Genomic DNA, 24,883 nt, shown 5'->3' on the forward strand with positions numbered 1-24,883 from the left:
TGTGTCACAACGAAACAACGCCGTGTCGCGCCCCGAACAGCTTGTACACCTCCACGGCATCGGCACGCGGCACATAACGCATCGGCAGCCGCCGCTCGTTCCAGGGTTTGGCGAACTCGGCATAGAAGGTGGCCGGTTCGAAGTACTTGTCCTTCCCGCCCGCCATGTACGGCGCGCATTCCTCCCGCGTGGCCAGGAAGACGACCTCGTCGGGCGCGCAGTGGTACAGCGCCGCCAGGCACATCGGGCACGGGTGGGCGATGGCGTAGACCGTGCAGCCGGTCAGATACTCTGTCCCCAATGTCCGGCACGCCTCGCGAATGGCGTGAATCTCCGCGTGATCGGTCGGATCATGAGTACGGGCAACACAATTGCTGCCCTCGGCGAGAATCGCGCCGTCCTTGACGATGACGGTCCCGAACGGCAGTCCACCCGCGGCGACACTGTCGCGAGCGATGTCGACGGCACGCTGTGCGAATTCCGCGGAACTCGTCGCCTCCGGCATCAGCCGACCGGCTCTCGGCGGATCGGACATCCGACATCCTCGAGCCGTGCCGGGCCGGTTCCCTTGGCGGGGTCGGTCTTCCACGGCCAATCGTCGGAACGGAACGGCGCCAGGGGTGGCAGTACCGGTTCCCTTCCGCGCGCGGCCATTTCGCGTTCGATGGCCGCGCGCCCGCCGCCACCGAGCAGTTCGACGTCCATCAGGTAGTAGTCGCGGAAGAACACCATGCCCAGCGAGCGGTCGGCGACGATGCGGCCGAGCACGTCGAGCAACTTCTCTGGTGTGGTCTCGAATTCGGTCGTCTCTACCAGCAGCAACCGGTCGCCCATCGTCTCGGTGCCCATGAATTGGACGAGGACGCTGTAGAGGATGTTGTTCTGCCGCGCGACGTACAGCGAGTTGCTCACCGCATAGGTGCGCTCCCAGTCCTCGCCGAGGCTCGTCTTCCATTCGTCGAGGACCGACATCCAGTGGCCGACCTGAGCGCCCGAGCCGATGCCGATCGACCGGGCCGAATACGGTTCGGTGTCGCGAATGAATTTCTCGACGTCGTCGTAGGTGTAACCGCCGCGGTCGAGGCATTCGTCCATGAAGGTGAGATTGCGCTGCAGGATCTCGTGCAGCACCGCGCGGTCCTCGTCCGAGATCTCCAGCGCGCCGAGGCTGTCGAAGGCGGTGCGGTGCTGTGCCCGGTACATCTCCAGCGGAGGACGCCACAGCTGATTCGCATACGCGTTGGAGATGTACGGTGCGACGATCTCGTAGATCGCCATGGTGCTGTGGCCCACCGACTTCGCCAGCTGATAGATGATCGGCACCGGCGGGGCGACCTCCGGTTCCCGGCCCGGCCGGTACAGAATCATCTGCCCGCCCGCGCCGGTGAACAGCGCCAGGATGATGGGCACCTGGTCGAGCATGTTCTGTTTGAATTTCTCCAGCGATGTGTCGTACAGCTGCAACATCGCGGCGTTGAGCGCCAGCACCGACTGTTCGGCGACGGTGCGGGCGCTGGCGGGCGGCTCGTCGGCGACCACCGGGCGCATGAAGGCCGGGACCGCGCTGCCGTTGGATTCGGTCATTGTCGTCACTTCTCCTTCTCGGTTGTGGGCCGGTGTCAGGGCAGATGCCAGAACACGGAGGTCACCAGCCAGAACAGCACCGTCCAGAACGCCATCACGGCGGTGATGAGCACGGCGCCGCGGATCTCGATCGCCTTGCGCGGTGACCCGGGGGCCGGCTGCAGCCAGCGTTCGAGCAACGGATTCACATAGCGCGGCATCGTCACGAACGTCATGACGAAGCTGGACAACAGATTTCCGATCAGCATGCCCAGCCACAGCGGCATTCCCGCCGGCGCCAACGCCAGCGAGAGCAGCACGACCGTCGGATACAACCCGACCCACACCGCGATCGACGTCTTCGTCTGCGACGGTGTGTGTGCGGGACCGTCCTCGTCGAAGGCGAACCAGCTGCCGAACGAGTTGTCGATCGTGCGTAATCGAAAGTCGCTGAACCGTTTTCCCTCGTCGAGCAGTCGCTGCCGCTCGCTGGAGGTCAGCCAGCGGTCCAGATCGGCGGCGCTGTCGTAGCGGTAGAGCATCGTCCACTCGTCCTGCACGCCCTCGATCGGCCGGAAGATCTCCGAACCGCGGAATCCGGGAAACCTGTTCTCCGCGTGGCGAAGTCGTTCCTGCCACGCCAGGAACTCGTCGACCTGCTCGGGAACCACTCGATGGGTCACCACCGCGGTGACGAGGGTATCGGGCGGCGCGGCCGCGCCGGTGAGGATCTGCTGCGTGGGCGGGCCGTCGAGATAGCGCCGCCCCTCGGCGAGGCTGTCCTGGCGGGTGGCGCTGTTGATCCAGGCGCGCAGATTCGGAATCGAGTCGAACCGGTAGATCAGCGACCAGTGCGCCTGCGGGTGGGCGGGCGGATCGATCTCCGCGGCGATGAATCCCGGATACTGCGCCGCCATGCTGTTGAGCCCGTGCTGCCAGGCCAGGAACGCCTCCTCGCAGCCGGGACGAACCTTCTCACCGATGATGACGGTGGCGGCGTGACCGGCCGGCGTCTCGCGGGGCATCGTGATCTCCAGGCTCAGCCGGTCGAGGTCAGCCGGGATGTCCGCAGCGCCTGGAAGATCCGGTCGGGCGTCAGCGGTAGCTCGCGGTAGCGGATGCCGGTCGCGTCCTGCACCGCGTTGGCCAATGCGGGCGCCACGGGATTGACGCAGGATTCGGCGATGCCCTTGGCCCGCACCGGTCCCGCCGAATCGGTCGAACCGACCAGGATCACCTCGGTGCGCGGAGCGTCGGCGTAGGTGGGGATGCGGTAGTTGCGCAGCGTCGGATTGGTGACGACGCCGTCGGTCATCAGATGGTGTTCGGTCAGGACGAAACCGACGCCCTGCACCACGCCGCCTTCGATCTGCCCGCGGACCTGCTCCGGATTGATCACCACCCCGGCGTCGATCGCCTGCACGCTGTAGAGGATCCGGATCTCGCCGGTCACGCGGTGCACCGCGATCCGGAATCCGTGTGCGTTGCAGGACAGGCTGCGCGGCGAGCCGTACGCCTTGCGCGATTCGGTCAGTCGCGCGCCCCGGCTCCGGGCGGCCACCGCGAGGTCGGCCAGCGGGACGCGGGTGTCACCGCAGCGCACGGCGTCGTCGTCCATGGCACACGAATCCAGGGCGACACCGGTGTGGGCGGCGGCGAAGCGCAGGATCCGATCGCGCAACGCCGCCGCCGATCGCGCGACGGCGTTGCCTGCCACGAAAAGTCCCGCGCTGGCGAAGGCGCCGGTGTCGAAACCGGTTCTGTCGGTATCGGATTGGACGAGCCGGATCCGCGCCGGCGTGGTTCCCAGCTCGGCCGCCGCGATCTGGACGTGCGCGGTCGAGGTGCCCTCACCGAATTCGACTGTACCCACGGCGATTTCGTAGATTCCGTCGTCACCGAGGGTAGCCAGTCCGACCGAGATGTGTTCGGTCGGCGGTGCGGTTTCGTGTATCGAGGAGGCGGTGCCGACGCCGATCGACCAGTCCGCGCCCAGCGCCTGCCCGTCCGGGTGCGCGCGCAGCGCGGCGTCGACGCGGTCGATACACGCACCCAGTCCGTCCTCGGTGAAGGAGACGTCGTCGGCCTCGTCGTGTATCGACAGCAGCGCGTCACCCGGGCGAACGATGTTGCGGCGCCGCAATTCCAGTGGATCCATACCGAGCGCGACGGCCAGTTCGTGCATCGCCGATTCCATCGCGAAGACCGGCTGGGTCATGCCGTAGCCGCGCAAGCCGCCACTGGGCAGGGTGTTGGTGTAGACCACGTAGCCGTCGAACTTCTTGTTGGGGCAGCGGTAGGCGGCGACGGCCGAGCCTCCGGCGAACAGCGTCTCGCCGCCGTGGTTGCCGTACGCGCCGGTATTGGAGACGTTGCGGAAGTGGATCGCGGTCAGGGTGCCGTCGGCACGCGCTCCCAGTTTCACGGTGATCTTCATCGGATGCCGGGTCGGGGCGCAGGTGAACTCCTCCTCACGGGTGTATTCCAGGCAGGTCGGGCGGCCGGTGTCCAACGTTGCCAGTGCCACCAGGTCTTCGCTGAGCACCTCCTGTTTGCCGCCGAAACCACCGCCGACGCGTTCGCAGAAGACCCGGATCTGGTCGGGACGCAGGTCGAACAGGTGGGCCAGTTTGCCCTTGGCGACCCACGGCGATTGCGAACTGGTCCGCACGTGCAGCCGGCCCGCTTCCATCCAGGCGATCGATCCGTGCGTCTCCAGATGCACATGCTGTACCCGCGGTGAGAAGTACGTGCCTTCGTGAACGACGTCGGCCGCGGCGAAACCCGCTGCGGTATCGCCGATTTCACCGTGCAGTTCGACGAGGATGTTGTGCGCCGGATCCTGGACGAACGGATCGTCGGTGCCGTGCAGTTGCGGCGCGCCGAAGCCCATCGCCTGCTCCGGATCGAACACCGCGGGCAGCACCTCGTACTCGACGACGACCCGGCGGCAGCCCTCTTCCGCCGCGGCGATCGAATCGGCGAGGACCGCGACGACCCGCTGGCCGACGAAACGCACGACGTCGTCCAGGATGTAGGTGTCGTCGGGGTCGACCAGATGATCGGTGTGGACGGCGGTGGTGAACAGCTTGCGCGGCACGTCCTCCCAGGTGTAGACGCGTTGTACGCCCGGCACGGCGAGCGCCGCGGACTTGTCGACGGAGACGATGCGCGCGTGCGCGTGGGGGGAGTGCAGCACTTTCAGATGGAGCATGCCCTCCGGTGCGGTATCCATCGTGAACTCGGCGCGGCCGGTCACCACGCCGGTGGCGGCAGGTGCGGCGACGCTGGTGCCGATCACCGCGCCCGGTTCCGCCACCTCGATCGCGCAGACGCCGTTGATCGCGTCCTCGACGGCCCGATAACCGGTGCAGCGGCAGAGGTTTCCTTTCAGCGCGTGCGGCAGGTCCTGCTTCTGTTCGTCGGTCAGGGCCGCCGCGGTCATGATCATGCCGGCGGTGCAGAAGCCGCACTGGAATCCGGGGGCGTCGCGGAACTGCCGCTGCATCGGATGCGGATTCTCGGGCGTGCCGAGCCCCTCGATGGTCGTCACCTCGTGCCCGTGCGCGCGGAATGCCGGTGTGAGGCAACTGTGCACGGGACGCCCGTCCAGCCAGACGGTGCAGGCGCCGCAATCGCCGGCGTCGCAGCCCTTCTTCACCCCGAACCAGCCCAGATGCCGCAGGAAGGTCCGCAGGCACTGCCCGGGCCGCGGCTGCTGGGAGAATGTCTTGCCGTTCACGACGAAGCTCATCTCGCGCCTCCGAGTTCGGCCCGGAGTTCCTCGGCGTAGTGCCGGGCGAGGTGTCTGCGGTGCTCCGGTGTGCCGTTGGGGTCGGCGAACCATACGTCCGCCGGGATCGCATCGGTACGGTCCCGCACGGTGTCGGCGTCGGGAGCGGAATCGAAACGCAGCACAATGGGATATGCGGTTGCCGCTGTGATGCTGAGGGTCAGGTCGTCGGTGCCCGGTGTTCGAGTGCCGACCATGAATATCGTGGACCGGCCGAGCTTGGTCAGCGTGAATCGCCGGTGTGCGTACGATTTCCGTAACGCGGCGGCAGGGATATGAATGCTGCGCAGTATTTCGCCCGGCCCCAGCGCATTCAGGTGATCGCCGCCCACGAAATTCGCGGCCGCGACCGTTCGCTCCGTCCCGTCCGTCGCCCACAGGCGATAGGTCGCCTCGAGTGCCACGCTCATGGTGATCATCGGACCGGCCGGCAGCGACATGCAGATGTTGCCGCCCACGGTGGCGGCGTTCCACACCTTGAACGACGCCAGGAACGCATCGCAGCTGGTACGCAGCAGACTGCCGGCGGACCAGTCCTCCGGCGGAGTGAACTCGTGCAACTCCCTGATGGTGCACGTCGCGCCGATTTCCAGACCCTCGTCGGTCGGCACCAGGGTGGGCCAGCCGAGCGCGGTGAGATCGACGAGCCGGCGCAGTGTGGGCTGCGGTTCGGAGAACAACCACGTCCCCCCGGCCAGCCACGCGTCTCCGGCGTGCCAGTCGGAACCCGGCCGGGCCGAGGGCCGGCGAATGACGTCCTCGACGGTGTTCAGATCCATACGAGCCTCCAAGACCCGCGACCGGCTCTGCTGGACATATCGACTCTAGAGTTTTACGCCTAAGCCGGAGGTGTTTCGCAACTTTTCGTATTTGCCGATGAATTGCTCTAGATTTTCTCGCATATTCGATCAGTGGTCTGTCGCGACGGGTCGCCGAAACTCGCGCCGCAATTCCGCCCGTGAGCCCGGGGAACGTCCATCGCGCCCCATCCAGTCGCCGGTGGCGAGACGGTGGCAGCGGCGGTGTCGCGCGGCTGGGCCGAGGACCTCCATCGCAGGCTCGGCTCATCCGAAAGTGGTTGGGCTCGGCCGGTTCCGGCGGCCGCGCGGAGCCGCGTGTTCGAAGTGTCTTGCCGAGGCGGTTGTTTGACGATCCGAAAGCCGGTTATCTCCGAACTACAACAGTCCATCGATGTTGAGAATCGGTAGTAGCCATGATTGTATTCATCGGGTTGATCATTCTGTTCGCCGCCGTGGTGGTCGGAATCGCCGCAGCGTTGGCCAATTCTGGCGACACGCACGTGCTGGCGACCGAATTCACCGTCTTCGGAGCCCATTTCACTCCCACTCAGAACGAACTGTTCGCCGCCGGCGCCGCTCTCGGTGCGGTCGGCATGCTCGGCTTGGGCATCGCCCTCACCGGGGCGTTCTCCTCGGCGCGCCGACATGCGGAGATCCGGCGTGAACTGCGGCATTCGCGCCGCGAAATGACCGCCACCCGTAAGGATCTCGCGAAGACGCCGCCGGTCCAGCCGGTCGTCGCGAGGACCGCACCCGCGCAACCGGCCGCCACGCCGAAACCGCGCCTGCGTAATCCCTTCACCCGGCGCGGCGCCGGAGTGTCGGGCACCGCGCAACCCCAACCCTGACGCCGACTCGCGTCGGCGGTCGCGAACGAAGGAACCGGCCTGGGATACGCTGCGTGCCAGCGTATCCCAGGCCTTCGTGTGCTTCCGGTGACTCGCAACTCCGTTACGGACGCTTCGAACAGGAGGCGAGTGTGTTCGTCTCCGACATCGCCCGCCGCGTTACGAACGCTGCACGAACCTGAGATAGAACGCGGCGAACACCAGCACGATGCCGACATTCACCAGCAGCCGTTCCCGGAAATAGTGCCGGAAGAACAGGACGTCCACGCTCACCACGACGGCCACCAGCGCGAGCACGTAGACAACGACGGCTGCCTGCCTTCTCATGGTCTCTTTCTACGCTTGGTCGCCGCGGCAGGAGGAAAATTCGGGGGAGGCCTCCTCACTCCGCGTTTGCTCCGCGTCCGTGTTTCTACGCCGGGCGGTGGCCGGGGCGGCGTGAGTCGCTCGGACAGCTAATCAACGGCATGCATAGCCGTGTGCCTTCCTGGGCTGTGTGGACGTGTCGTGTGTCGCGCGCCACCGGTGGACTGCCGCAAATTTGCCAAGTCGCGTCGGTGGCTGCGCCCGCAGCTCGTATTCGAGGTTTCGAAACCGGAAATCGTCATTCGATCGACGCACATGGATTCGCCGTTTCTTCACTGTCCGGTCCCAGTTGGAGCTTAAACTACCTCAGCTGCAACGTGCACCACCATGCGAGAGGGTCGGGACAAACTCGAAGATATACACCCGGGAGGTGTGAAATGCCGGAGACTGGTCATCGGCGCATGTCACGTCCACTGTTGATTGCGAGCATGTTGCCGCTTGCAGTCTTTTTAGGCACGGGAGTGGCCACCGCGTCTCCCGGCGATCTCGTTCTCACTCCGGCCGATGCTGCGCATGCGCCCGCTGTGCCGCCGCTGGCAGTGGACTGGCAAACGGTGGCGCACGACGTGCAGGGGTTACTTCCCTTCCCGCTGCCATTGCCGCCCGCCGAGGGGCCTGTCATTCAGGACAATTCGGCTGTCGCCCCGCAGAACGCATCCGTCGACGACGGTTCGGCCCCGGTTGTGACGACGGACGCCCCGTCTGTCGCTGAGACGGCCGCCGCCACCGCGGCCGCAGTACCCGTCCATCCAGTGGCCGCCATACCGGCCCCGGTCGCGGACGCGCTGCCCGTCGAGGATCAGCATCCGATCGAGACGTTCTGCGAACAGGTTCCGGCCGATCCCGATCGCTGCGCCGCGACGGTGGTCGACGCGGGCGTCGGCGCGGCCATCGGCGCCGGCATCGGTGCGGCGGTGTCCGCGCCGCTCGCGATCCCGGCCGCGGCACTCGGTGCGGCCGCCGGATTCGTCGTCGGTCTCCCGTTCCTGCCGACCGGCGTGGTGGTCGGTCCGCTGGTCGGCGCTGCCGTCGGCGCCGCGATCGTCGCCGGTCCCGCGGCCGCGCTCGGCGGGGCACTCGGAGCGGCGGTCGGCGCGGTCGTCGGGCTCACCGCGCCCCTCCCGTCGAACCCCGCCCCGACCGACGCGCCCGTCCCAGCCGACGCGCTCGTCCCCGCGGCGTAAGGCACTCTCATCGCTCCGGTCGCACCCCCCGTGGTCGTCCCGACCGCGGGGGGATGAGGTATGCAGAGTCGAAGGGGACACATGATGCCAGAGGTCATCGCGGGGTTGAGGATTCCCGACACTGCGGCGGTCGTCGAAGCGACCCGGCTCATTCGGGAGACGACCAGCCCTCTCATCTACCATCACTCCAGGCGCGTATTTCTCTTCGGCCTCCTCCACGCCGAGCGGCTCGCCCTGACGCCCGATCCGGAACTGTTGTACCTGGCGGCCATATTCCACGACAGCGGCCTGCTGACCCCTTTTTCCGACGCCGTTCAGCGTTTCGAGGTCGACAGTGCCGACCACGCACGGAAGTTCCTTGTGGCGCACGGATTTTCGACCACCGCAGCCGAAAGGGTCTGGACTGCGGTCGCGCTGCACACCACGCCGGGCATTCCGGCTCGGATGGCGGCGGAGATCGCGGCCACGCACCTCGGCGTCCTCACCGATGTGGTCGGCTTCGGCATGGACGTACTGGACCACGATCAGCTGAGCGAAATCCTCGCGGCCCACCCGAGGGGGGATTTCAAGAAGGAGTTCCTGCGAACCTACGTCGACGGACTCCGGAACCGTCCGGAAACCACCGACGGCACAGTGAATTCGGATGTGCTCGAGCATTTCATCCCCGGCTTCCGGCGCACGACGACGGTCGAGAGCATCCTCGGCTCGCCGTGGCCGAGCTGATCGGCCGCCGCGACGGGCGACGCCCCGGAAAGGACTCCAGTATGCGAGCGATCACCGTGCGCGACCGTGATTCCGGTATCGCCGGGCTCACGTTGACCGACATGCCCTACCCGCACGCCGCGGAGAACGATGTCGTGGTGCGGGTGCACGCCGCCGGCTTCACGCCCGGCGAACTCGAGTGGCCCGCGACCTGGTCCGACCGCGCCGGTCGCGACCGCACACCCACCATCCCCGGGCACGAGCTGGCCGGGGTCGTGGTCGAACTCGGCTACGGAACCACCGGTCTCACCGTCGGCCAGCGGGTGTTCGGGCCGACCGACTGGGCGCGCGACGGATCGCTGGCCGAATACACCGCCGTGGAGGCTCGCAATCTCGCCCCGCTCGCGGCCGACATCGACTACACCGTGGCCGCCGCGCTGCCCATTTCGGGCCTGACCGCATGGCAGGGTCTGTTCGACCACGCGCACCTGACGTGCGGCCGGACGGTCCTGATTCACGGCGCCGCGGGCGGTGTCGGCTCGATCGCCGTGCAACTCGCGCGCGAGGTGGGCGCGCATGTGATCGGCACCGGCCGATCCGGCGACCGTGACATCGTGCTCGGACTCGGCGCCCAGGCCTTCCTGGACCTGGACGGCGACGACCTGCGGGACGCCGGTGCGGTGGATGTGGTCTTCGACGTCATCGGCGGCCGAATCCTCGAGCGATCGACCGAATTGGTCCGTCCCGGTGGCACTCTCGTCACCATCGCCATGCCGCCCACCATGCAGCCCAGGGACGGGCGGGCCGTCTTCTTCGTCGTCGAACCGGACCGTGCGCGCCTGGCCGACCTCGCCGAGCGGGTCAGGAGGGGGAGGCTCGAGCCGGTCGTCGGCTCCGTTCGACCGCTCGCCGAGACCGCGGCCGCGTTCGCCCGCCGACACCGCACGCCCGGCAGGACGATCATTCGAGTCGCCGACGAATAGCGCGGATGTGCCGGGTGCGCATTGACGTATTGACTGGCCGGTCATTAGTGTTGACTGCATGGTCAATAAGACGTCGATCGAGCCCGATCGTCTCGGCATGCTGGTGTGGGCCTATCTCGTGACTGCGGTCGCGACCGTTGCCGCCCTGGCGATTCTGTCGCTGACGTCTCCGCGCGAGGCGCCGCGCGAGGCGTGGGGGCACGCGGTGATCGTGGCGGCATTCGCGGTGCTGTTGCCGCTGCGGTTCCGGTCGGCACGTCGTGGCAGTGTCGCGGCGCTGCGCGCCGTCGGCGTGATCGCGGCCGCGCTGTTGCTGGTGAATGTCATCGAAGCGCTGCTGCCGCATTTCGTCCCCGGGTGGATGCGAGTGGAGATGTTCGGCATCGCCGTGCTGATGGCGCTGATCATCGTCCTGGTCGTTCGCGAGCGGATATGACGGCCGCGAATCAGCGTGCCCGGCAACGGCTCACCGCCGAGGCCCGCCGCCTCCAGTTGGAGACCGCCGCGATCGAGATCGTCGGACGTGACGGGCTCGCCGCGGCCACCGCCGACGCGATCGCACGCGCCGCCGGGGTGTCGAAAGGCTTGCTGTGGCACTACTTCACCGACTTCGACGATCTGATGGCACACGCCGCCCGGCGTGCGTTCACCTCGCTCGAAGCGGACGTAGCGGCCGATATCGACCTCGACGCCGATGTCGGCGATCTGCTGCGAGCGGCGATTCGGCGCGCGGCCCAACTGCCCGCGACGCATGGCGCCGAGCTGCGAACGATTCGCCAGATCGTGCTCAATCTGGGCGCGTTCGGCGGCGGTGCCGCGCTCCGCGACCGCGAGTACAGCGCCCTGTATGCCCGGCAGGCCACACTCCTGCGGCGCGGACAGGAACGGGGGCAGCTGCGCGCGGATCTCGATCCGCACCTGCTGGCGGTGACCTACCAGGGGATGGTCGACAGCATGCTCGAATTTCTCGACACGAACCCGGACATCGACCCCCTCACCTACGCCGACCACGTCGCCGACGTACTCCTGGCCGGGATCACCCCGACGCGGAAACGATGAGCCGGTCGCATTGCTCGTCGGATCACGAGACGGCAGCAACTCGGCAGCGCCGTCGAAACCCTCTCGGCGCATCGACCCGGCCGGCGACCGCGCGCCGATACGATTGCTGCGCTGAACTACGACGCCGCCACGACGGTGACGCTCCATCGGCCGAGGCGGGCGCTACGCCCTGACACCTGTGGCACAGGTGATCCGGGCCTCCGAGTTCGAACACCCAACCGTAGGAGCATTCATGAAAGTCTCCGTCATCGGCACCGGACTGATCGGCTCCCAGGTCATCGAGCGTCTCACCGCTGCGGGAAACGAGGCGACCGGGCACTCCCGCTCGACCGGTCTCGACCTGCTCACGGGGCAGGGCCTCGACGAGGCGCTGGGCGGCGCCGAGGTCGTCGTGAACGTGACCAATTCGCCGACCTTCGACGACGCGTCCCTCGACTTCTTCCGCACCACGGTGACCAACCTGCTGGCCGCCGCGGAGGCGGCCGGGGTCGGGCACCTCGTGACGCTGTCCATCGTCGGCGTCGACCGGGTGCCCGCCCTTGCCTACTACCGGGCGAAGACCCTGCAGGAGAACCTGGTCGAGGCGGGCCCGATCCCGTATTCGATCGTGCGCGCCACCCAGTTCATGGAGTTCATCGCGCCGACGATGGACGCGACCACCGACGGCGACGCGATACACCTGCCCGCCACCCCGATCCAGCCCATCAGCTCCGCGGAGGTCGCCGCCGAGGTCGCGGCGGTGGCCACCGGCTCACCGCTGCAGGGCATTCGCAACATCGCCGGCCCCGATGTCTTCACCCTCGACGAACTCGGCCGCCTCACACTGGAAGCCACCGGTGACCACCGCCACGTCGTCACCGACAACACCGCGGGCCTGTTCGCCGCGGTCGAAGGCGACGAGCTGACAGCGCCCCCCGGCGCCTACCTGGCCGCCACCCACTACCGCGACTGGCTGCGCTCACACTGACCGAGTGCGCCTGCCGGGCGAAAGATCGGCGGGTGATTCCCAGTACGCCGAAATGATCATGCGCGAAAGGCGGTTCTGAGCGGCCTCGGACCTGCGGGTTGCTCTCATGTCCGGCCGGCGCGGTAGGCGGCGAGGATCGGTGCGAGTTCGTCCGGCGTGGCGCCGTGCAGGATGACCCGGTCTGCGCCGTCACCGAATTCGTCGCGGATGCGCCGGGCGCACTGCTCGGGTGTGCCGGTGGCGGCGGAGGCGAGCCACTCGTCGGGGATCAGGCCGGCGATGTGTTCGATCTGGGCGGTGGTGGCCTTGCTATCGATTCCGCCGCCGATCGATTGCACGACAGGGTCGTCGCGAAAGCGTTGCAGCACAGCGGGATCCCAGTCGTTCGTGCGGATCAGGAGGTCGCCGTAGCCCTGGAGGTAGGTCGCGAGGCGTGCGACGGTCTTCTTCAGCCGCAGTTCCTCGGGGAGGTGGTCGCCGACGGTGGCCAGGCAGGACCACACCCGCACGGTGCCGGGGTCGCGACCGGCTCGTTCGGCAGCCGTTTTCACCGTGGCGACGCACCGTCGCAGGGTGGGGGGCGGGAAGTAGGTATGCAAGATGACGTCGTCGAAGACGCGCCCGCCGAGCTCGAGGGTACGAGGGCCGAAGGCGACCAGTCCCAGCGGAATGTTCTCGCGAAAGTCGCTGTCCAGGAAGAGGACCGGGTATCGTCCGATCGGCCCGTCGTGACCGATGACGGCTTCCCCGCGCCACAGGCGTCGCATCACGGCGGCGAAATCCTCCAGCTGCGCGGTCGTCACCGCGGGAATGCCGAAGCCGGCGTAGAGCGCGCCGATGCCGCGGCCGATGCCGAGGGTGAAGCGGCCACCCGAGAGCCGATGCATGGTGGTCGCCCACGAGCCGGTGATGAGCGGGTGGCGGGTGTTGTGGTTGGTGGCCGCCGTGGCGATCCGCATACGGGTGGTCACGGCGCATGCCGCGCCCGTCAGCGAGGACGCCTCCTTGATATTCCATCGTTCTGAGATGAACGCGGTGCCCAGGCCGAGTTCCTCGCCTCGGCGGGCTTCCTGGACCAGCGTTGCGGGCCCCTCGCCGCCCGCCCCGGCGAGCAGATAGAACCCGAGCTCCGAAAGCGGTTCGGGCACAGGGGGTTCGAGCTGCCCTCCTCGACCGCTGCCGGCGGATGGATCGGTCATCTGCGAGTCCCTCTCTCGTTCCCGGCCACTCCCGCGGTGATCGAGCTGAGCGAGGTGTTCGTTCGTGTCCGGGCTTTGGTCGATGCCTCTCTCGAAAGACGCCGAGCGCCTCGGGTCCGGCGTCATGGTTGCTCATCTGCGGCATCCGCCCGCGCGGTGGCTGCGGACCCACCGAAAATAGACACGTGTCTTGCCATGTGTCAACCCGCCGTTAGCGCTCTGCGCCGGCTATGCGACCCAGAAGTCGATCTCGCGGACCTGAGGGCTGTCGGGCTTCAGGTACCAGCTCTGCCAGGAGTCGCTGTCGACCAGACCCTGCCATCGCAGATTCGGTGGTTGCAGGTGTCGGCGGAAGCGCCACCGGTACTGGTTGTAGACGGACATGATGTTGGTCGCGTACGCGTCGGCCAGACCCGGCGTATCGCGAATGAGGAGCAGGTTCTCGTCGTTGGTCCCGCTGGCTTTCGGGCCCAGGTTGTGCGACCCGGTGAGCACGACGGGGTCGGCCCCGAAGGGGTCGATCACGATGACCTTGCTGTGCACCATCGCGAATGCTCGGTCCAGCTTCTTCAATTCTTCGCGGAAGAACATGGTCGGTGCGTCGATGGCCGCGGGAAGGACGACGTCGAAGTCGGCCTTCTCGGTGTTGTCCTGATCGAACAGGTGCACCGGGTTGGCCGTGGTGCTCGGGTCCTGATTGAGGACGCCGCGAATATAGAGACGCCGGTCGTCGGGTCGTCCCGCGCGAGCGGTGTCGAGAATCGTGTTGAGCAGGGTGTCCTTCGGTCCCGGATTGAACATCAGGAAGAGGATGCCGGTCTCCGCGCCCGTGATGAGCGTGCGTGCGTCGTCGAGGTCGACCTGTCCGACGGTCGGGGTGAACCACAGTCGCACCCGGGCCGGATCCACCGTCTCGTCCCGGGGTGTGCTGTTGTCGGTACGCAGGCTCGCCGGTGTGGCGTCGCCCGCCTGCTCGAGCAGGTCCCACTGGTGCCGATATTGCGCGGCGAGGTCCGGGTCCTCGATCAGAAGCGAGTTGTTGGCCTGAGTGCACAACCCGGTCATGGTCCAATTCTGGCTGCCGGTCCACACCCATCGCGGTGTGGATTCCTGGTCGCAGACGACCAGGAACTTGTTGTGTCCCAGAGCGCGCGGCGAACACATTCGATCGTGCAGGTCGATCCGTCCACGCAGTTTGCCGCGCGCCTCGGCGTTCTGATCGTCCCCCTTCTTCTTCACGCTCCCGTTCGCCAGGACGACGTGCGCGTGCTCGCCCAGCTCGGCCAGGGCGGCTTCCAGCTGAGGATCGTCGAGTTCGTATAGCGCCGCGTATACATCGGATCCGTCCCCGGCGGCCTTGTCGAGCAGCGTGAACAACCGCGTGCCCAGTGGTCCGGCGAGGTAGTTCCGGAGTGGATCGCCGGTGGTCTCGAGCACGGTTTCCAGTTTCGCGTTCTGCAGTTCGTGGCCGGTGACCCCCAATCGGCGTGAGACCCATTGTGCGGCAACGATTCCGCGGTTGAAGACCGCCTCGATATCGGGCGATGCCATATGCGTCAGGGTGATCTCGTCGGTCCAGGCGCTCGCCGCGTCCGGGTCGGGGCGCAGGTTGGCTTTGTCGTCCCCGACCATCGGCAGGACTCGATATGCCACCCTGTCGCCCGGATCGGCCATGTAGTCGGTCCATTGATATTTCTGAATCGGCCAGTTCGTGGACGCGCGACGTTCGCCGGCGGTGGCCTGGTCGTCGGTGAAGCCGACCCAGGTGCTGACGACCTCTTCGATGCCGTTACGTCGCCGCAGGAGCGCGAAACCGCGGCACCCGGGAATGAACCCGTCGGGTTTCCATGCGACCAGTGCGTCGTCGCCATTGTGATGAATGCGTACCAACATGTTTTTCGCCCTTCGGAAAAGGATTACCAGGGCGAGCGGATAAACGTAGTCGACCCCGGGGGGGACAGCCGGCAGGGGGTGGGTGAACCCGGCCCCATCGCGGCTGGAAATTCCCGGAAAACCGGATGGCCTGGCGATCCAAAAGGTATGGTGCCCTTGAATTCTAATGGTTGCCGCATTGTTCTGGGAGGGTCGTGCATACTCGACTTCTGCTTACACCCCCAGTTGAAAGCGGGTAGTGTGCTACCCGAGATTGCGACAGCTTTCGCGCGCCACAATAGAAATGGTGCGCCGCATCGAATGGCCGGCCCACGACTATTCATTCATCGAGGCGCAGGTAGTTCGAGCACGCGGTTGTCGTAGGGGTTCGTGACGTACAGGTTGTGCGCATCGTCGACGGCGATGGACTGCGGCCGCTCGAGTCCGGTCATGTGCACCATCTCGGGCGCGGCCGATCCGGCGCGAAGTTTCATCACTTGGCCGCTCCAGTCGCAGACATAGAGGGTGTCTTCCGAGTCGACGGCGATCCCGCTCGGTTTGTCGAGGCCGTCGAACGGCAGCGCCGTCGGGGCGGTCGATCCGATGGTCAATTTCAATACGCGATTGCGGCCCGCTTCGTTGGCGTACACGGTGCCCGCGGAGTCGATCGCGACAGCGGTGACATGGTCGAGTTTCGGGAACGGAAGGGCGATTGCGGTCGTCGACCCGACCGGCAGCTTCCAGACCACACCGGTGCCGTTGTCGGAAACATAGACATCACCCGATTCGCTGACGTCCAGGCCGATGGGCGCCACCAATTCGGAGAACGGCAATGTGACCGGGACGGTCGATCGAGGACCCAGTACGAGAACGTGATGGTTGTCGCGGTCGGCGACGTAGAGGTTGTTCGCTCGGTCGACCGCCAGTGTGAAGGTCAGTCCGAGGTCGGTGAGAGGGAGCATCGACGGTCTCGGCGCACCCTTCTCCCATCGCCACAACCGGCCGAGGGCGGAGGTGTCGTCGACGTGGTCGGCGCTCCTCCCGAATCTCGTGCCGGCCACGTACAGGGTTCCGGCGTGGTCGACGGCGACACCGAGGGGTAGGGAAACGTCGTCGAAGGGGAGTGCGGCCGCATTGCTCCGCGCAAGCCGCTCCCGGTGTTCGTACGCGTGGTGCACGAGCGCGCCGACAGACGAAAGGGCCAGCGCCGCGGCGGCGGCGAGGACGAGCGCCGCGTGCGCGCGACTGCGCCGGAACGGCCGTCGCGCGCCGGCGGCGAGCCGATCCTGCAACAGGGCATGCCGGAATTGGTAGACGCTGCCGACTTGCCGGAGCACCCCGCGGCGATGAGCGGTGCGATAGAATTCCATGTCCCGCAACGGCATTCGCCCGGCCAGCCACAACCAGACGGATGTGATCGTGTGCCGGCCGGAGGCCGTCAGGAAATACGAGATCACGAAGAACGCGACGGCGAAGACGCCGATGTCCTGGGCGCCGAGCGCGGTGGTCGAGCTGATCGCGGCGTGGAGCCAGGTGGCCGCGCCGGCGGCGACCGCATAGGCGAGGCTGTAGATGACGGCCGCTCGTCGATCCAGGCGTAGCGATGCCAGTGGTCCCATCGGCCGGTCCAGCGTGACCGGCCGATCCAGCGCGACGGCGAGTATTCCGACGGCGAGGCCGAACGGCGGACCGACGAGCACGCAGTCTCGTGCCTTCTGTCCGGCATCGGGAAGGTCTGCCGCGAACCAGAGCGTCGCCGCTCCCACTGTCGCGGCGATGGCGGAAACGATGAGTAAACGCAGAAGCCTGCCCCGTAGCCGCAGTTGCAGGCTCATCGGCCGGGTTTCCCATGGCAGGAATGCGAGGATGACCACAGGGCCGATGCCGAGCCGGATACCGTCCTTCGCGGCGCGCAGTGCGGGTTCCCACACTGCCTTTCCACCACCGAGCATTTCTCTCACGATCGGTAGCAGGAACGCGCCGACGACTACCCCGACCACGGTGACCGTGACCGCTGCCAGAATCCGCGGCTGGCCCGTCGTCGTCCGTTCGGCGCCGGCTGCGAAAACCGGCCGCAGAATGCGACGGCCGAGCTGCACGCCGAGTGCCGAGCAGAGCCCGGCGATCGGTCCCACCGTCAGCCACTCGTTCGGCACGTCGAGAACTCCGTCCCGCACGGACTCGTGCCGTACCACAACACCCGCAGCCGACGCGCCGATTGCATGGACCAGGCCGAAAACGATCCCGACCACGGCCGCTGTGCCCGCGATCGGCCCGATCCACGCCCGGAAGCGTCCGGCAGCCGTATCGGCGATTCGAGGTGATTCTCGGAGGACGGCGGTGGGCGACGGTGTCGGGGGTACGCGCAGAAAACCGACGACCAGGGCGATGAGCAAGAAGCTCTCCGCGACGTATTGCGCGGTATCGACTGCGCTGTCGGCAATATCGGACCGATAGCTCGTGTCGATCCAAGCCCGGTAGCTCAGCCCGCCGACGGCGAGCGCGGCGACCGAACCGAGCGCCATCACCATGGTGAAGCGCCCAGCCTGACGGCGGAATGTCGGTCTCTCGCGGTCCCGGTCTGCCAAGGTGAAGAAGCCGACGACGACCGCGGCGAGCGATCCCAGCCGAACGGACCACTCGACACTCTCCCCCCATCTGGTCGATGTGAAGGTGTCGGTCGGCCATGCCGCGGTGAGCGTCACTGCCATCACGAGTACCCCGACCGCGAGTCCCGACACCGCCGCGAACAATGGCGAAGGAATCGCGAGATGCCGTTTCCACCAAGCCAATTCGCGATCGCCGCAGCGGTCGAGGTCACCGGCGAGGAGCCGCAGCCGGCGTTCGGCGTCGAGCACCGCGTCGCCGTTGCGACCCGCGGGCGAGCTTTCGCCCGCATAGCCGGCGGGGATCGCCTGGTCGAGGAGGTGCGTCTCGACTGCTTCCCGGGTATCGAAGGCGGTGGCGTCGAGCAGCTCGCCGGGATCGGCGCGTCCGTCACTGTAGGCGGCCCGCGCGAGCGATGTCATCAGCGGTGTCGTCAATACCGAGGCCAGGCGATCCTGCGGGTTCTCGTGGAGATGGGTGAGGACGGGATCCCACTTGTTCACCCCCCGCCGGGGCGCCGACGTGACCCGCAGATAGGACGCGACCTCCTCGAGTCCGAGCGGGGTCAATTCGATCACCGCGGCGGCCGTCACGACGTCCCCGGCAGCGTCGACCGCGGCCTCGTACTCCGCCGAGCGGCTGGTCAGCAGGAGCGGGTCACCGACGGTGAGGGTGCGATTCAACGCGGTGATCACCTCGGCACGCAGCTCTTCGGGGACTTCGTCGAGGCCGTCGAGAACCGGCCAGATCCGGCCGCTGATGATCAGATCGTGCGCCAGCGTCGATCCCGAGGCGCCGCGGCCGCCGAGCAGTGGATAGTCCACGCACAACCGCGCTTCCATCCATGCCGCCAGGCTCGCCTCGCCCGGATTCCACGACGCGACGGGCATCAATACCGGGACGGGATCGCCGGGGCTTCGGCGTCGCACCGCCGTCAGGGTGAACTGCATCGCGAGCACCGATTTACCCGATCCGGGCTCACCGAGCACGACCAGCCGCCGTGAGGGGATCCGCTCGAAGACCTCGACGATCTCGCTGAGCCGTCCGCCGAGTTCGATCGGGGTATCGCAGCCTTCGACGCCGCGGATCACTTCCCAGTAATCCATCACCCCGTCTCGGCGGCAGGTGTCCCAGTGCAGTTGCAGCGGCCGCGGGTCGGGCAGTCGGCGCAATCTCTCCTCCGCCTGCCACTGCTCACGCACCGCGCCGGCCAGCGCCTCCACGGCGGCGTCGGGATCGATGGTGGTCCGCTGGCCCGGCCATCGTGCCGCCACCGCGGTCAGCACGCCGATGACCGCGGTGATCAGGCCGGCGACCTTTCCGATGGTTTCCCACCCGGATGCGAGCCAGACCCACAGCAGCAGTCCGGTAACTCCGATCAGGGCGATTCCGACAGGCAGTCGGCGCGCCCACGTGGTACCCACGACACCATTCCCTCGTTCGGAAAGGCCACCGGTACGTCCGAGCCGGCGGCTCGCCTCGGTGTGAAGCACTGTGCTCAGCGTGCCTCGCCCGCGTGTGTTCCACACGAGTAGTCCGCTACCTCAATCGATCGAGCGGCTCGTCGGCTTGGCCCCGGCCGCGATCCGGTGTTCCGATGAGTAGGAGACTCAGGTCACAAATGCGGGCCGAGCGGCCAAGCTGGGCCGTATGTCCAACACAGTGATCGGCAGTATCGACAGCATCGCCGAGGAGATTCGCAACGGGGCCGACGAGGGTGATTCGCTGGGCCGGTTACCCGACGACATGGCCAAAGGGCTGAAGGACGCCGGCGTCATCCGGATGCTGCAGCGCAAGAAGTACGACGGCTACGAGTCGCATCCGCGCGAGTTCGCCGAGACGGTGATGAAGACCGCGAGCCTCTACGGATCCGCGGGCTGGGTGGCCGGAATCGTCGGCGTGCACCCGTGGCAGCTCGCCTTCGCCGATCCGAGGGTGCAGGAGGAGGTTCTCGGCGAGGACACCGACACCTGGATGGCCTCGCCGTATATGCCCGGCGGCGTCGCGGTGCCGGCCGATGGCGGATACGTCATGAGCGGGCGCTGGCAGTTCTCCTCCGGCACCGACCACTGTGACTGGATCTTCCTGGGCGCCCTGGTGGGCAATGCGGACGGTACACCGGTCATGCCTCCGCAACCGCTGCATGTGATCCTGCCCCGCTCGGACTACGAGATCGTCGCGGACTCGTGGGATGTGGTCGGGCTGCGCGGCACCGGCAGCAAGGACATCGTGGTGAAGAACGCCTTCATCCCCGATTACCGGGTGATGGATCAGGGCAAGGTCATCGACGGGAGCGCGGCCGCGGAATACGGCGTCACGGAAACGCTGTACAAGATGCCGTGGTCGACCATGTTCCCGCTGGGCATCACCTCGGCGACGATCGGCATCTGTGAGGGCGTGCTGGCCGCCGGTATCGACTATCAGCGAAATCGGGTGGGGGCCACCGGAACTCTGGTCAAGGACGACCCCTACGTCCTGCACGCACTCGGCGAATCCGCCTCCGAGATCGATGCCGCCCGGCAGCAACTGCTGGCCAACGTCGACCGCATCTGGGACCTGGTCGACGCCGGCAAGGAGATCGATTTCGAAATGCGTGCCCGAGTACGCCGGGATCAGATCCGCTCGGCATGGCGGGCGGTCCGCGCCGCCGACGACATCTTCGACCGCGCCGGCGGCAACGCGCTGCGCATGGACAATGCGCTGCAACGATTCTGGCGCGATGCTCACGCCGGGCTCCACCACGCTATTCACGTCTCCAGCACGACCTATCACGCCGCGGCCATGGCCTCGCTGGGTGTGGAAGTACCGCAGGGTCCCCTGCGCGTGATGATCTGACCGAGCCCGAACAGAACGCGAGTTACTTCATGACTGAAAGCGATTGTTCATGACTGAAATCAGAGGGCTCGGCTATGTCCGGGTGCTCGCCACCGATATGGATCGCTGGCGCGAATTGGGCTTCGACGTATTGGGATTCGCACCGGGATTCGGAGACGAGACGGATGCGCTGCATTTCCGCATGGACGAGCGCCCGTCGCGGATCACCGTCGAACGCGCCGATGTCGACCGGGTGAGCGCTGTCGGCTGGGAATTGCGCGACGGCCCGGCGCTGCGCCGGCTGGAAGCGACATTGCGCGACGCCGGATACGAATACACGCCCATGTCCCAGGAATTGGCCGACCGCCGCAGGGTCGAAGCCGGTATCTGCACGACCGATCCGGGTGGCACGCCGCTGGAGTTCTTCCACGGACCGGTCCTCGAACACAGGCCGGTCGTCACCAAATACGCGCAGCGATTCGTCACCGGCGCACAGGGACTCGGTCACGTGGTGATGCCGACCGCCAACTTCGAGGAGTCCTACGCCTTCTACACCGAAACGCTGGGCTTCCTGTCCCGCGGCGCATTCCGGATGCCCTCGCCTCCGGGGACAGGTCCTTTGCGCATCAGGTTCCTCGGCGTGAATCAGCGCCATCACAGCCTGGCGATCATGCCCGCGCTGGAAGGTCGCGACCCCGGGTTGATCCACGTGATGGTCGAGGTCGATTCGCTCGATGCCGTCGGACAGGCCCTCGATCAGGTGATGGCACGGGATTTCCCGGTCTCCTCGACGCTGGGCCGCCACACCAACGACAAGATGATCTCCTTCTACGTCGGGGTGCCCGGCGGCTGGGATATCGAATACGGGACCGCGGGCGAACCGGTCGACGAGTCCTACTACACCGCCGAGGAGATCACCGCCGACAGCTATTGGGGCCATGAATGGTTGTGGGCCAAGCAGATGAAACAAGCATGAAAGGCCGATCGGCGATGAACTCCAGCGAAAACCACACAGCCGAGCACGAAGTCGATCTGCTGGTCGTGGGATCGGGCACCGGTCTGGCCGCCGCGCTCACCGCCGCCGAGGCGGAATTGTCGGTCCTGGTCGTGGAGAAGTCGGAATATGTCGGTGGTTCCACGGCCCGCTCCGGCGGGGCGTTCTGGGTACCGGGCAATTTCCTGCTGCGCGAACGGCAACCCGCCGACGATGCCCGCGCCGCCGCGGCGTATGTCGAAGCGGTAGTGGGTGATTCGGCACCGCGTGAACGCGGCGCGGCATTTCTCGAACACGGGCCCGCCGCCGTCGAGATGCTCGCACGGACCACTCCGATGACATTCATGTGGGCCGACGGCTACTCCGACTATCACCCCGAATTGCCGGGCGGATCGGCGGCGGGACGCACCTGCGAGTGCAAGCCGTTCGACGCTTCCCGGCTCGGTGCGCACCGGTCGCGGCTGCGTCCCGGGGTGATGGAGGCCTCCGGGCTGCCGATGCCGGTGACCGGCGCGGATTACAAGTGGCTCAACCTGATCGCGCGCACCCCGCGCAAGGCGCTGTGGCGCGGCATGAAGGCGATGGCGATCGGCGTGGGCGGACTCGTGCTCAAACGCGAGTACATCGCCGGTGGGCAGGCGCTCGCGGCGGGCCTGTTCGCGGGTGCGATTCGCGCCGGAATTCCGATCTGGACCGACACCTCGCTGGTGCGCCTGCTGGTGGGGGAGGACGGCGCCGTCACCGGAGCAGTGGTCGACCGCGACGGCGTCCGCACCGAGGTCACCGCCCGGCGCGGCGTGGTGCTGGCCGCCGGTGGATTCGACCACGACACCGAGATGCGGCGAAAGTACCAGTCGGACAGGCTGGTCGAGCATGCGAGCCTCGGCTGCGACACCGATACCGGCGATGCCATCACCCTGGCGCAGGAGGCCGGTGCGGCGATCGGGCTGATGGATCAGGCGTGGTGGTTCCCGGCCGTGGCCCCGCTGCCCGGCGGGCAGCCGGCGGTGCTGCTGGCCGAGCGTGCGCTGCCCGGATCGTTCATCGTCGACCAGAGCGGGCGGCGCTTCGTCAACGAGGCAACGGACTACATGTCCTTCGGTCAGCGGGTACTCGAGCGCGAGCGCGCCGGTGACCCGGTGGAGCAGATGTGGCTCGTCTTCGATCAGCGCTACCGCAACAGCTACATCTTCGCCGCGGGCCTGTTCCCGCGGCAGCCGTTGCCCCAGCCCTGGTACGACAACGGCATCGCGGCGACGGCCACCGATCCGGCAAGCCTGGCGCGGGCGATGGGTGTCCCCGCGGACGCCTTCGCCGCGACCTTCGACACCTTCAACGCCTCCGCCGAACTGGGTGTCGACCACGAATTCGCCAGGGGCGCAAGCGCCTACGACCGCTACTACGGCGACCCCACCATAGGTCCGAATCCCAATCTGCGGCCGCTGGGCAGGAAGGGAACCTTGTACGCGGTGAAGCTGGTGCTGTCGGACCTCGGAACGTGCGGCGGTGTGCGCGCGGACGGTTCGGCCCGCGTGCTGCGCGAGGACGGCAGCGTCATCGAGGGCCTGTACGCGATCGGCAATACGGCGGCCAATGCCTTCGGCAACACCTATCCGGGCGCGGGCGCCACCATCGGCCAGGGATTGGTCTTCGGCTACATCGCCGCGAAAACCGCTGCGGGACATCTCTCTTCACAAGGACGGTAGACATGACGACGACGCATGACGAGGTTCGCCAGATCGAGGCCGGGACGGTGCCGACGCGATTCGCACGCGGCTGGCATTGCCTCGGGCTGATCCGAGATTTCGCCGACGGCCGCCCGCATGCGGTCCAGGCCTTCGGCACCAAACTGGTGGTCTTCCGCGGTGAGGACGGCCGGGTCAATGTCCTCGACGCGTTCTGCCGGCATATGGGCGGGGACCTGTCCGACGGCGAGGTCAAGGGCAACGAGATCGCCTGCCCCTTCCACGATTGGCGCTGGGGCGGCAACGGGCGCTGCAAGCAGATCCCGTACGCCCGCCGAGTGCCGCCACTGGCACGGACCCGGGCGTGGACCACGCTCGAGCAGGACGGCATGTTGTTCGTCTGGAACGATCCGGAGGGCAATCCGCCGCCGGGGGGAGTGACCATCCCGCGGATCGCGGGCGCGGGCGACCCCAACTGGACCGATTGGCATTGGTACACCACGATCGTCGACACGAATTGCCGGGAAATCATCGACAATGTCGTGGACATGGCGCACTTCTTCTACATTCACGGATCCCTGCCGACCTTTTTCAAGAATGTTTTCGAGGGCCCGGTGGCGACGCAGTATTTCGGAAGTGGCGCCCGTGACGATCTGCCCGGACCGGTGGGGCAGCCGCAGTTGCTCGGTACCTCGTCGGTCGCCTCGTACTATGGGCCGTCGTTCATGATCGACGACCTCGTCTATCACTACGAGCACGGTGACTACAAGACGGTGTTGCTCAACTGCCACTATCCGATCGACGAGAATTCGTTCGTGCTGCAGTACGGCATCATCGTCGAGAAGTCCGACACGCTGCCCGAGGATCAGGCGATGGCCACCGCCGTCGCGCTCGGCGACTGGGTCAAGCTCGGCTTCGAGCAGGACGTCGCGATCTGGAAGAGCAAGGCGCGCATCGACAATCCGCTGCTCTGCGAGGAGGACGGCCCGGTCTATCAGCTGCGCCGCTGGTATCAGCAGTTCTACGTCGACGTCGCCGATGTCGCCCCCGAAATGGTCGACCGGTTCGAATTCGAACTCGACACCACGCGACCGCTGGCCGCCTGGCAGGAGGAGGTCCGCGAGAACGTCGCCCGCAAAGCCGCGGAGGCGACCTCGTGATGCCGATCGACGAACGCATCCGGGAAGTGCCCATGGCGCCGGTCGAGTGCCGGCAGTGCGGTGCGCGCGTGCTCGCTCGCAAGAGCAGCTGGGCGCAGACGAGCATTCAGTGGGACGCGGAGTCGAGCGCCGCGTGCGTGGAACGTCACGCCGCCGGCACACTCTCGGACGCGGTGATGCGGGACTGCTCGCAGCTTCGTGAATCGATCTGGGCCGCTGCGGAATCCGGAGAACTGCGCGTGCTCGACAGCGCGGCGCGCTGAGCCGATATCGAGACAACGGGCCCC

At 67.0% G+C, this 24,883-nt stretch carries 21 protein-coding genes; 12 read left to right on the forward strand and 9 right to left on the reverse strand.

Translation table 11 applies throughout. The features are described from left to right. Positions 1–4 precede the first annotated feature (4 nt). Genes NK1_RS06140 through NK1_RS06160 form a run of 5 tightly spaced genes read right to left on the reverse strand, consistent with a single transcriptional unit; the run spans position 5 to position 6,135 of the window. Entirely contained in the window at positions 5–535 is a 531-nt protein-coding gene (locus NK1_RS06140; RefSeq protein ID WP_245660365.1) for a nucleoside deaminase, read from the reverse strand. Continuing rightward, a complete protein-coding gene (locus NK1_RS06145) occupies positions 505–1,584 on the reverse strand; it encodes a hypothetical protein (RefSeq protein WP_063007602.1) in 1,080 nt (359 codons plus the stop codon). Before NK1_RS06145 ends, NK1_RS06140 begins: the two co-directional genes overlap by 31 nt. A gap of 35 nt (positions 1,585–1,619) precedes the next feature. Further along, positions 1,620–2,588 carry an antibiotic biosynthesis monooxygenase gene (locus NK1_RS06150; protein ID WP_063007603.1) on the reverse strand — a complete coding sequence of 323 codons (969 nt, stop codon included), beginning with the start codon at positions 2,586–2,588 and terminating at the stop codon, positions 1,620–1,622. Positions 2,589–2,602: 14 nt separating this feature from the next. Continuing rightward, the gene (locus tag NK1_RS06155; protein ID WP_063007604.1) at positions 2,603–5,317 is read right to left on the reverse strand and encodes a molybdopterin-dependent oxidoreductase; all 2,715 of its coding nucleotides are present in this window, start codon (positions 5,315–5,317) and stop codon (positions 2,603–2,605) included. Next, entirely contained in the window at positions 5,314–6,135 is an 822-nt protein-coding gene (locus tag NK1_RS06160; RefSeq protein ID WP_063007605.1) for an FAD binding domain-containing protein, read from the reverse strand. Before NK1_RS06160 ends, NK1_RS06155 begins: the two co-directional genes overlap by 4 nt. Before the next feature lie 434 nt (positions 6,136–6,569). Here NK1_RS06160 and NK1_RS06165 point away from each other — a divergent pair, with 434 nt between their 5' ends. Continuing rightward, positions 6,570–7,004 carry a hypothetical protein gene (locus NK1_RS06165; RefSeq protein WP_063007606.1) on the forward strand — a complete coding sequence of 145 codons (435 nt, stop codon included), beginning with the start codon at positions 6,570–6,572 and terminating at the stop codon, positions 7,002–7,004. 159 nt (positions 7,005–7,163) lie between these two features. Here the strand turns inward: NK1_RS06165 and NK1_RS34910 are convergent, their stop codons facing one another. Beyond that, entirely contained in the window at positions 7,164–7,331 is a 168-nt protein-coding gene (locus NK1_RS34910) for a hypothetical protein (protein ID WP_167354227.1), read from the reverse strand. Between the two features lie 500 nt (positions 7,332–7,831). Here NK1_RS34910 and NK1_RS06170 point away from each other — a divergent pair, with 500 nt between their 5' ends. The 6 genes from NK1_RS06170 (at position 7,832) to NK1_RS06195 (ending at position 12,265) form a co-directional block, all read left to right on the forward strand. Then, positions 7,832–8,554: a hypothetical protein gene (locus NK1_RS06170; protein WP_157104103.1), complete on the forward strand. Its 723-nt coding sequence runs from the start codon at positions 7,832–7,834 to the stop codon at positions 8,552–8,554. Positions 8,555–8,638: 84 nt separating this feature from the next. Continuing rightward, entirely contained in the window at positions 8,639–9,277 is a 639-nt protein-coding gene (locus NK1_RS06175; protein ID WP_063007754.1) for an HD domain-containing protein, read from the forward strand. A gap of 41 nt (positions 9,278–9,318) precedes the next feature. Then, positions 9,319–10,239, forward strand: a complete 921-nt coding sequence (locus tag NK1_RS06180) for an NADP-dependent oxidoreductase (protein ID WP_063007755.1) — start codon at positions 9,319–9,321, stop codon at positions 10,237–10,239. Positions 10,240–10,297: 58 nt separating this feature from the next. Beyond that, positions 10,298–10,675 (forward strand): hypothetical protein, encoded by a 378-nt coding sequence (locus tag NK1_RS06185; RefSeq protein WP_063007608.1) that lies wholly within the window; start codon positions 10,298–10,300, stop codon positions 10,673–10,675. Next, the gene (locus NK1_RS06190; RefSeq protein WP_063007609.1) at positions 10,672–11,298 is read left to right on the forward strand and encodes a TetR/AcrR family transcriptional regulator; all 627 of its coding nucleotides are present in this window, start codon (positions 10,672–10,674) and stop codon (positions 11,296–11,298) included. The genes NK1_RS06185 and NK1_RS06190 overlap by 4 nt, the downstream gene beginning before the upstream one ends. A 232-nt stretch (positions 11,299–11,530) precedes the next feature. Further along, positions 11,531–12,265 carry an SDR family oxidoreductase gene (locus tag NK1_RS06195; RefSeq protein ID WP_063007610.1) on the forward strand — a complete coding sequence of 245 codons (735 nt, stop codon included), beginning with the start codon at positions 11,531–11,533 and terminating at the stop codon, positions 12,263–12,265. 104 nt (positions 12,266–12,369) lie between these two features. Here the strand turns inward: NK1_RS06195 and NK1_RS06200 are convergent, their stop codons facing one another. The 3 genes from NK1_RS06200 to NK1_RS06210 form a co-directional block, all read right to left on the reverse strand. Next, complete coding sequence (locus tag NK1_RS06200) at positions 12,370–13,464, reverse strand: TIGR03857 family LLM class F420-dependent oxidoreductase (RefSeq protein WP_084460626.1); 1,095 nt, start codon at positions 13,462–13,464, stop codon at positions 12,370–12,372. A gap of 228 nt (positions 13,465–13,692) precedes the next feature. Continuing rightward, on the reverse strand, positions 13,693–15,357 hold the full coding sequence (locus tag NK1_RS06205; RefSeq protein ID WP_063007612.1) for a phospholipase D-like domain-containing protein: 1,665 nt from the start codon (positions 15,355–15,357) through the stop codon (positions 13,693–13,695). A 323-nt stretch (positions 15,358–15,680) separates the two neighbouring features. After that, entirely contained in the window at positions 15,681–19,367 is a 3,687-nt protein-coding gene (locus tag NK1_RS06210) for an NACHT domain-containing protein (RefSeq protein ID WP_063007613.1), read from the reverse strand. Positions 19,368–19,593: 226 nt separating this feature from the next. On the opposite strand from NK1_RS06210, the gene NK1_RS06215 reads away from it, so the two are divergent. From NK1_RS06215 to NK1_RS06235, 5 genes are read left to right on the forward strand one after another with little or no spacing between them, the layout of a single operon-like run. Beyond that, a complete protein-coding gene (locus NK1_RS06215; RefSeq protein ID WP_063007614.1) occupies positions 19,594–20,778 on the forward strand; it encodes an acyl-CoA dehydrogenase family protein in 1,185 nt (394 codons plus the stop codon). A 49-nt stretch (positions 20,779–20,827) separates the two neighbouring features. Beyond that, positions 20,828–21,733 (forward strand): VOC family protein, encoded by a 906-nt coding sequence (locus NK1_RS06220; protein WP_063007756.1) that lies wholly within the window; start codon positions 20,828–20,830, stop codon positions 21,731–21,733. Next, positions 21,730–23,457, forward strand: coding sequence for a 3-ketosteroid-delta-1-dehydrogenase (locus NK1_RS06225; RefSeq protein ID WP_245660366.1), 1,728 nt, complete (start codon positions 21,730–21,732; stop codon positions 23,455–23,457). Before NK1_RS06220 ends, NK1_RS06225 begins: the two co-directional genes overlap by 4 nt. 2 nt (positions 23,458–23,459) lie before the next feature. Continuing rightward, the gene (locus NK1_RS06230) at positions 23,460–24,596 is read left to right on the forward strand and encodes a 3-ketosteroid-9-alpha-monooxygenase, oxygenase component (RefSeq protein ID WP_063007616.1); all 1,137 of its coding nucleotides are present in this window, start codon (positions 23,460–23,462) and stop codon (positions 24,594–24,596) included. Then, positions 24,596–24,859 carry a hypothetical protein gene (locus NK1_RS06235; protein ID WP_063007617.1) on the forward strand — a complete coding sequence of 88 codons (264 nt, stop codon included), beginning with the start codon at positions 24,596–24,598 and terminating at the stop codon, positions 24,857–24,859. The genes NK1_RS06230 and NK1_RS06235 overlap by 1 nt, the downstream gene beginning before the upstream one ends. Positions 24,860–24,883: the final 24 nt, after the last annotated feature.

Source organism: Nocardia kruczakiae NBRC 101016 (assembly GCF_001612965.1).
Lineage (GTDB): Bacteria > Actinomycetota > Actinomycetes > Mycobacteriales > Mycobacteriaceae > Nocardia > Nocardia kruczakiae.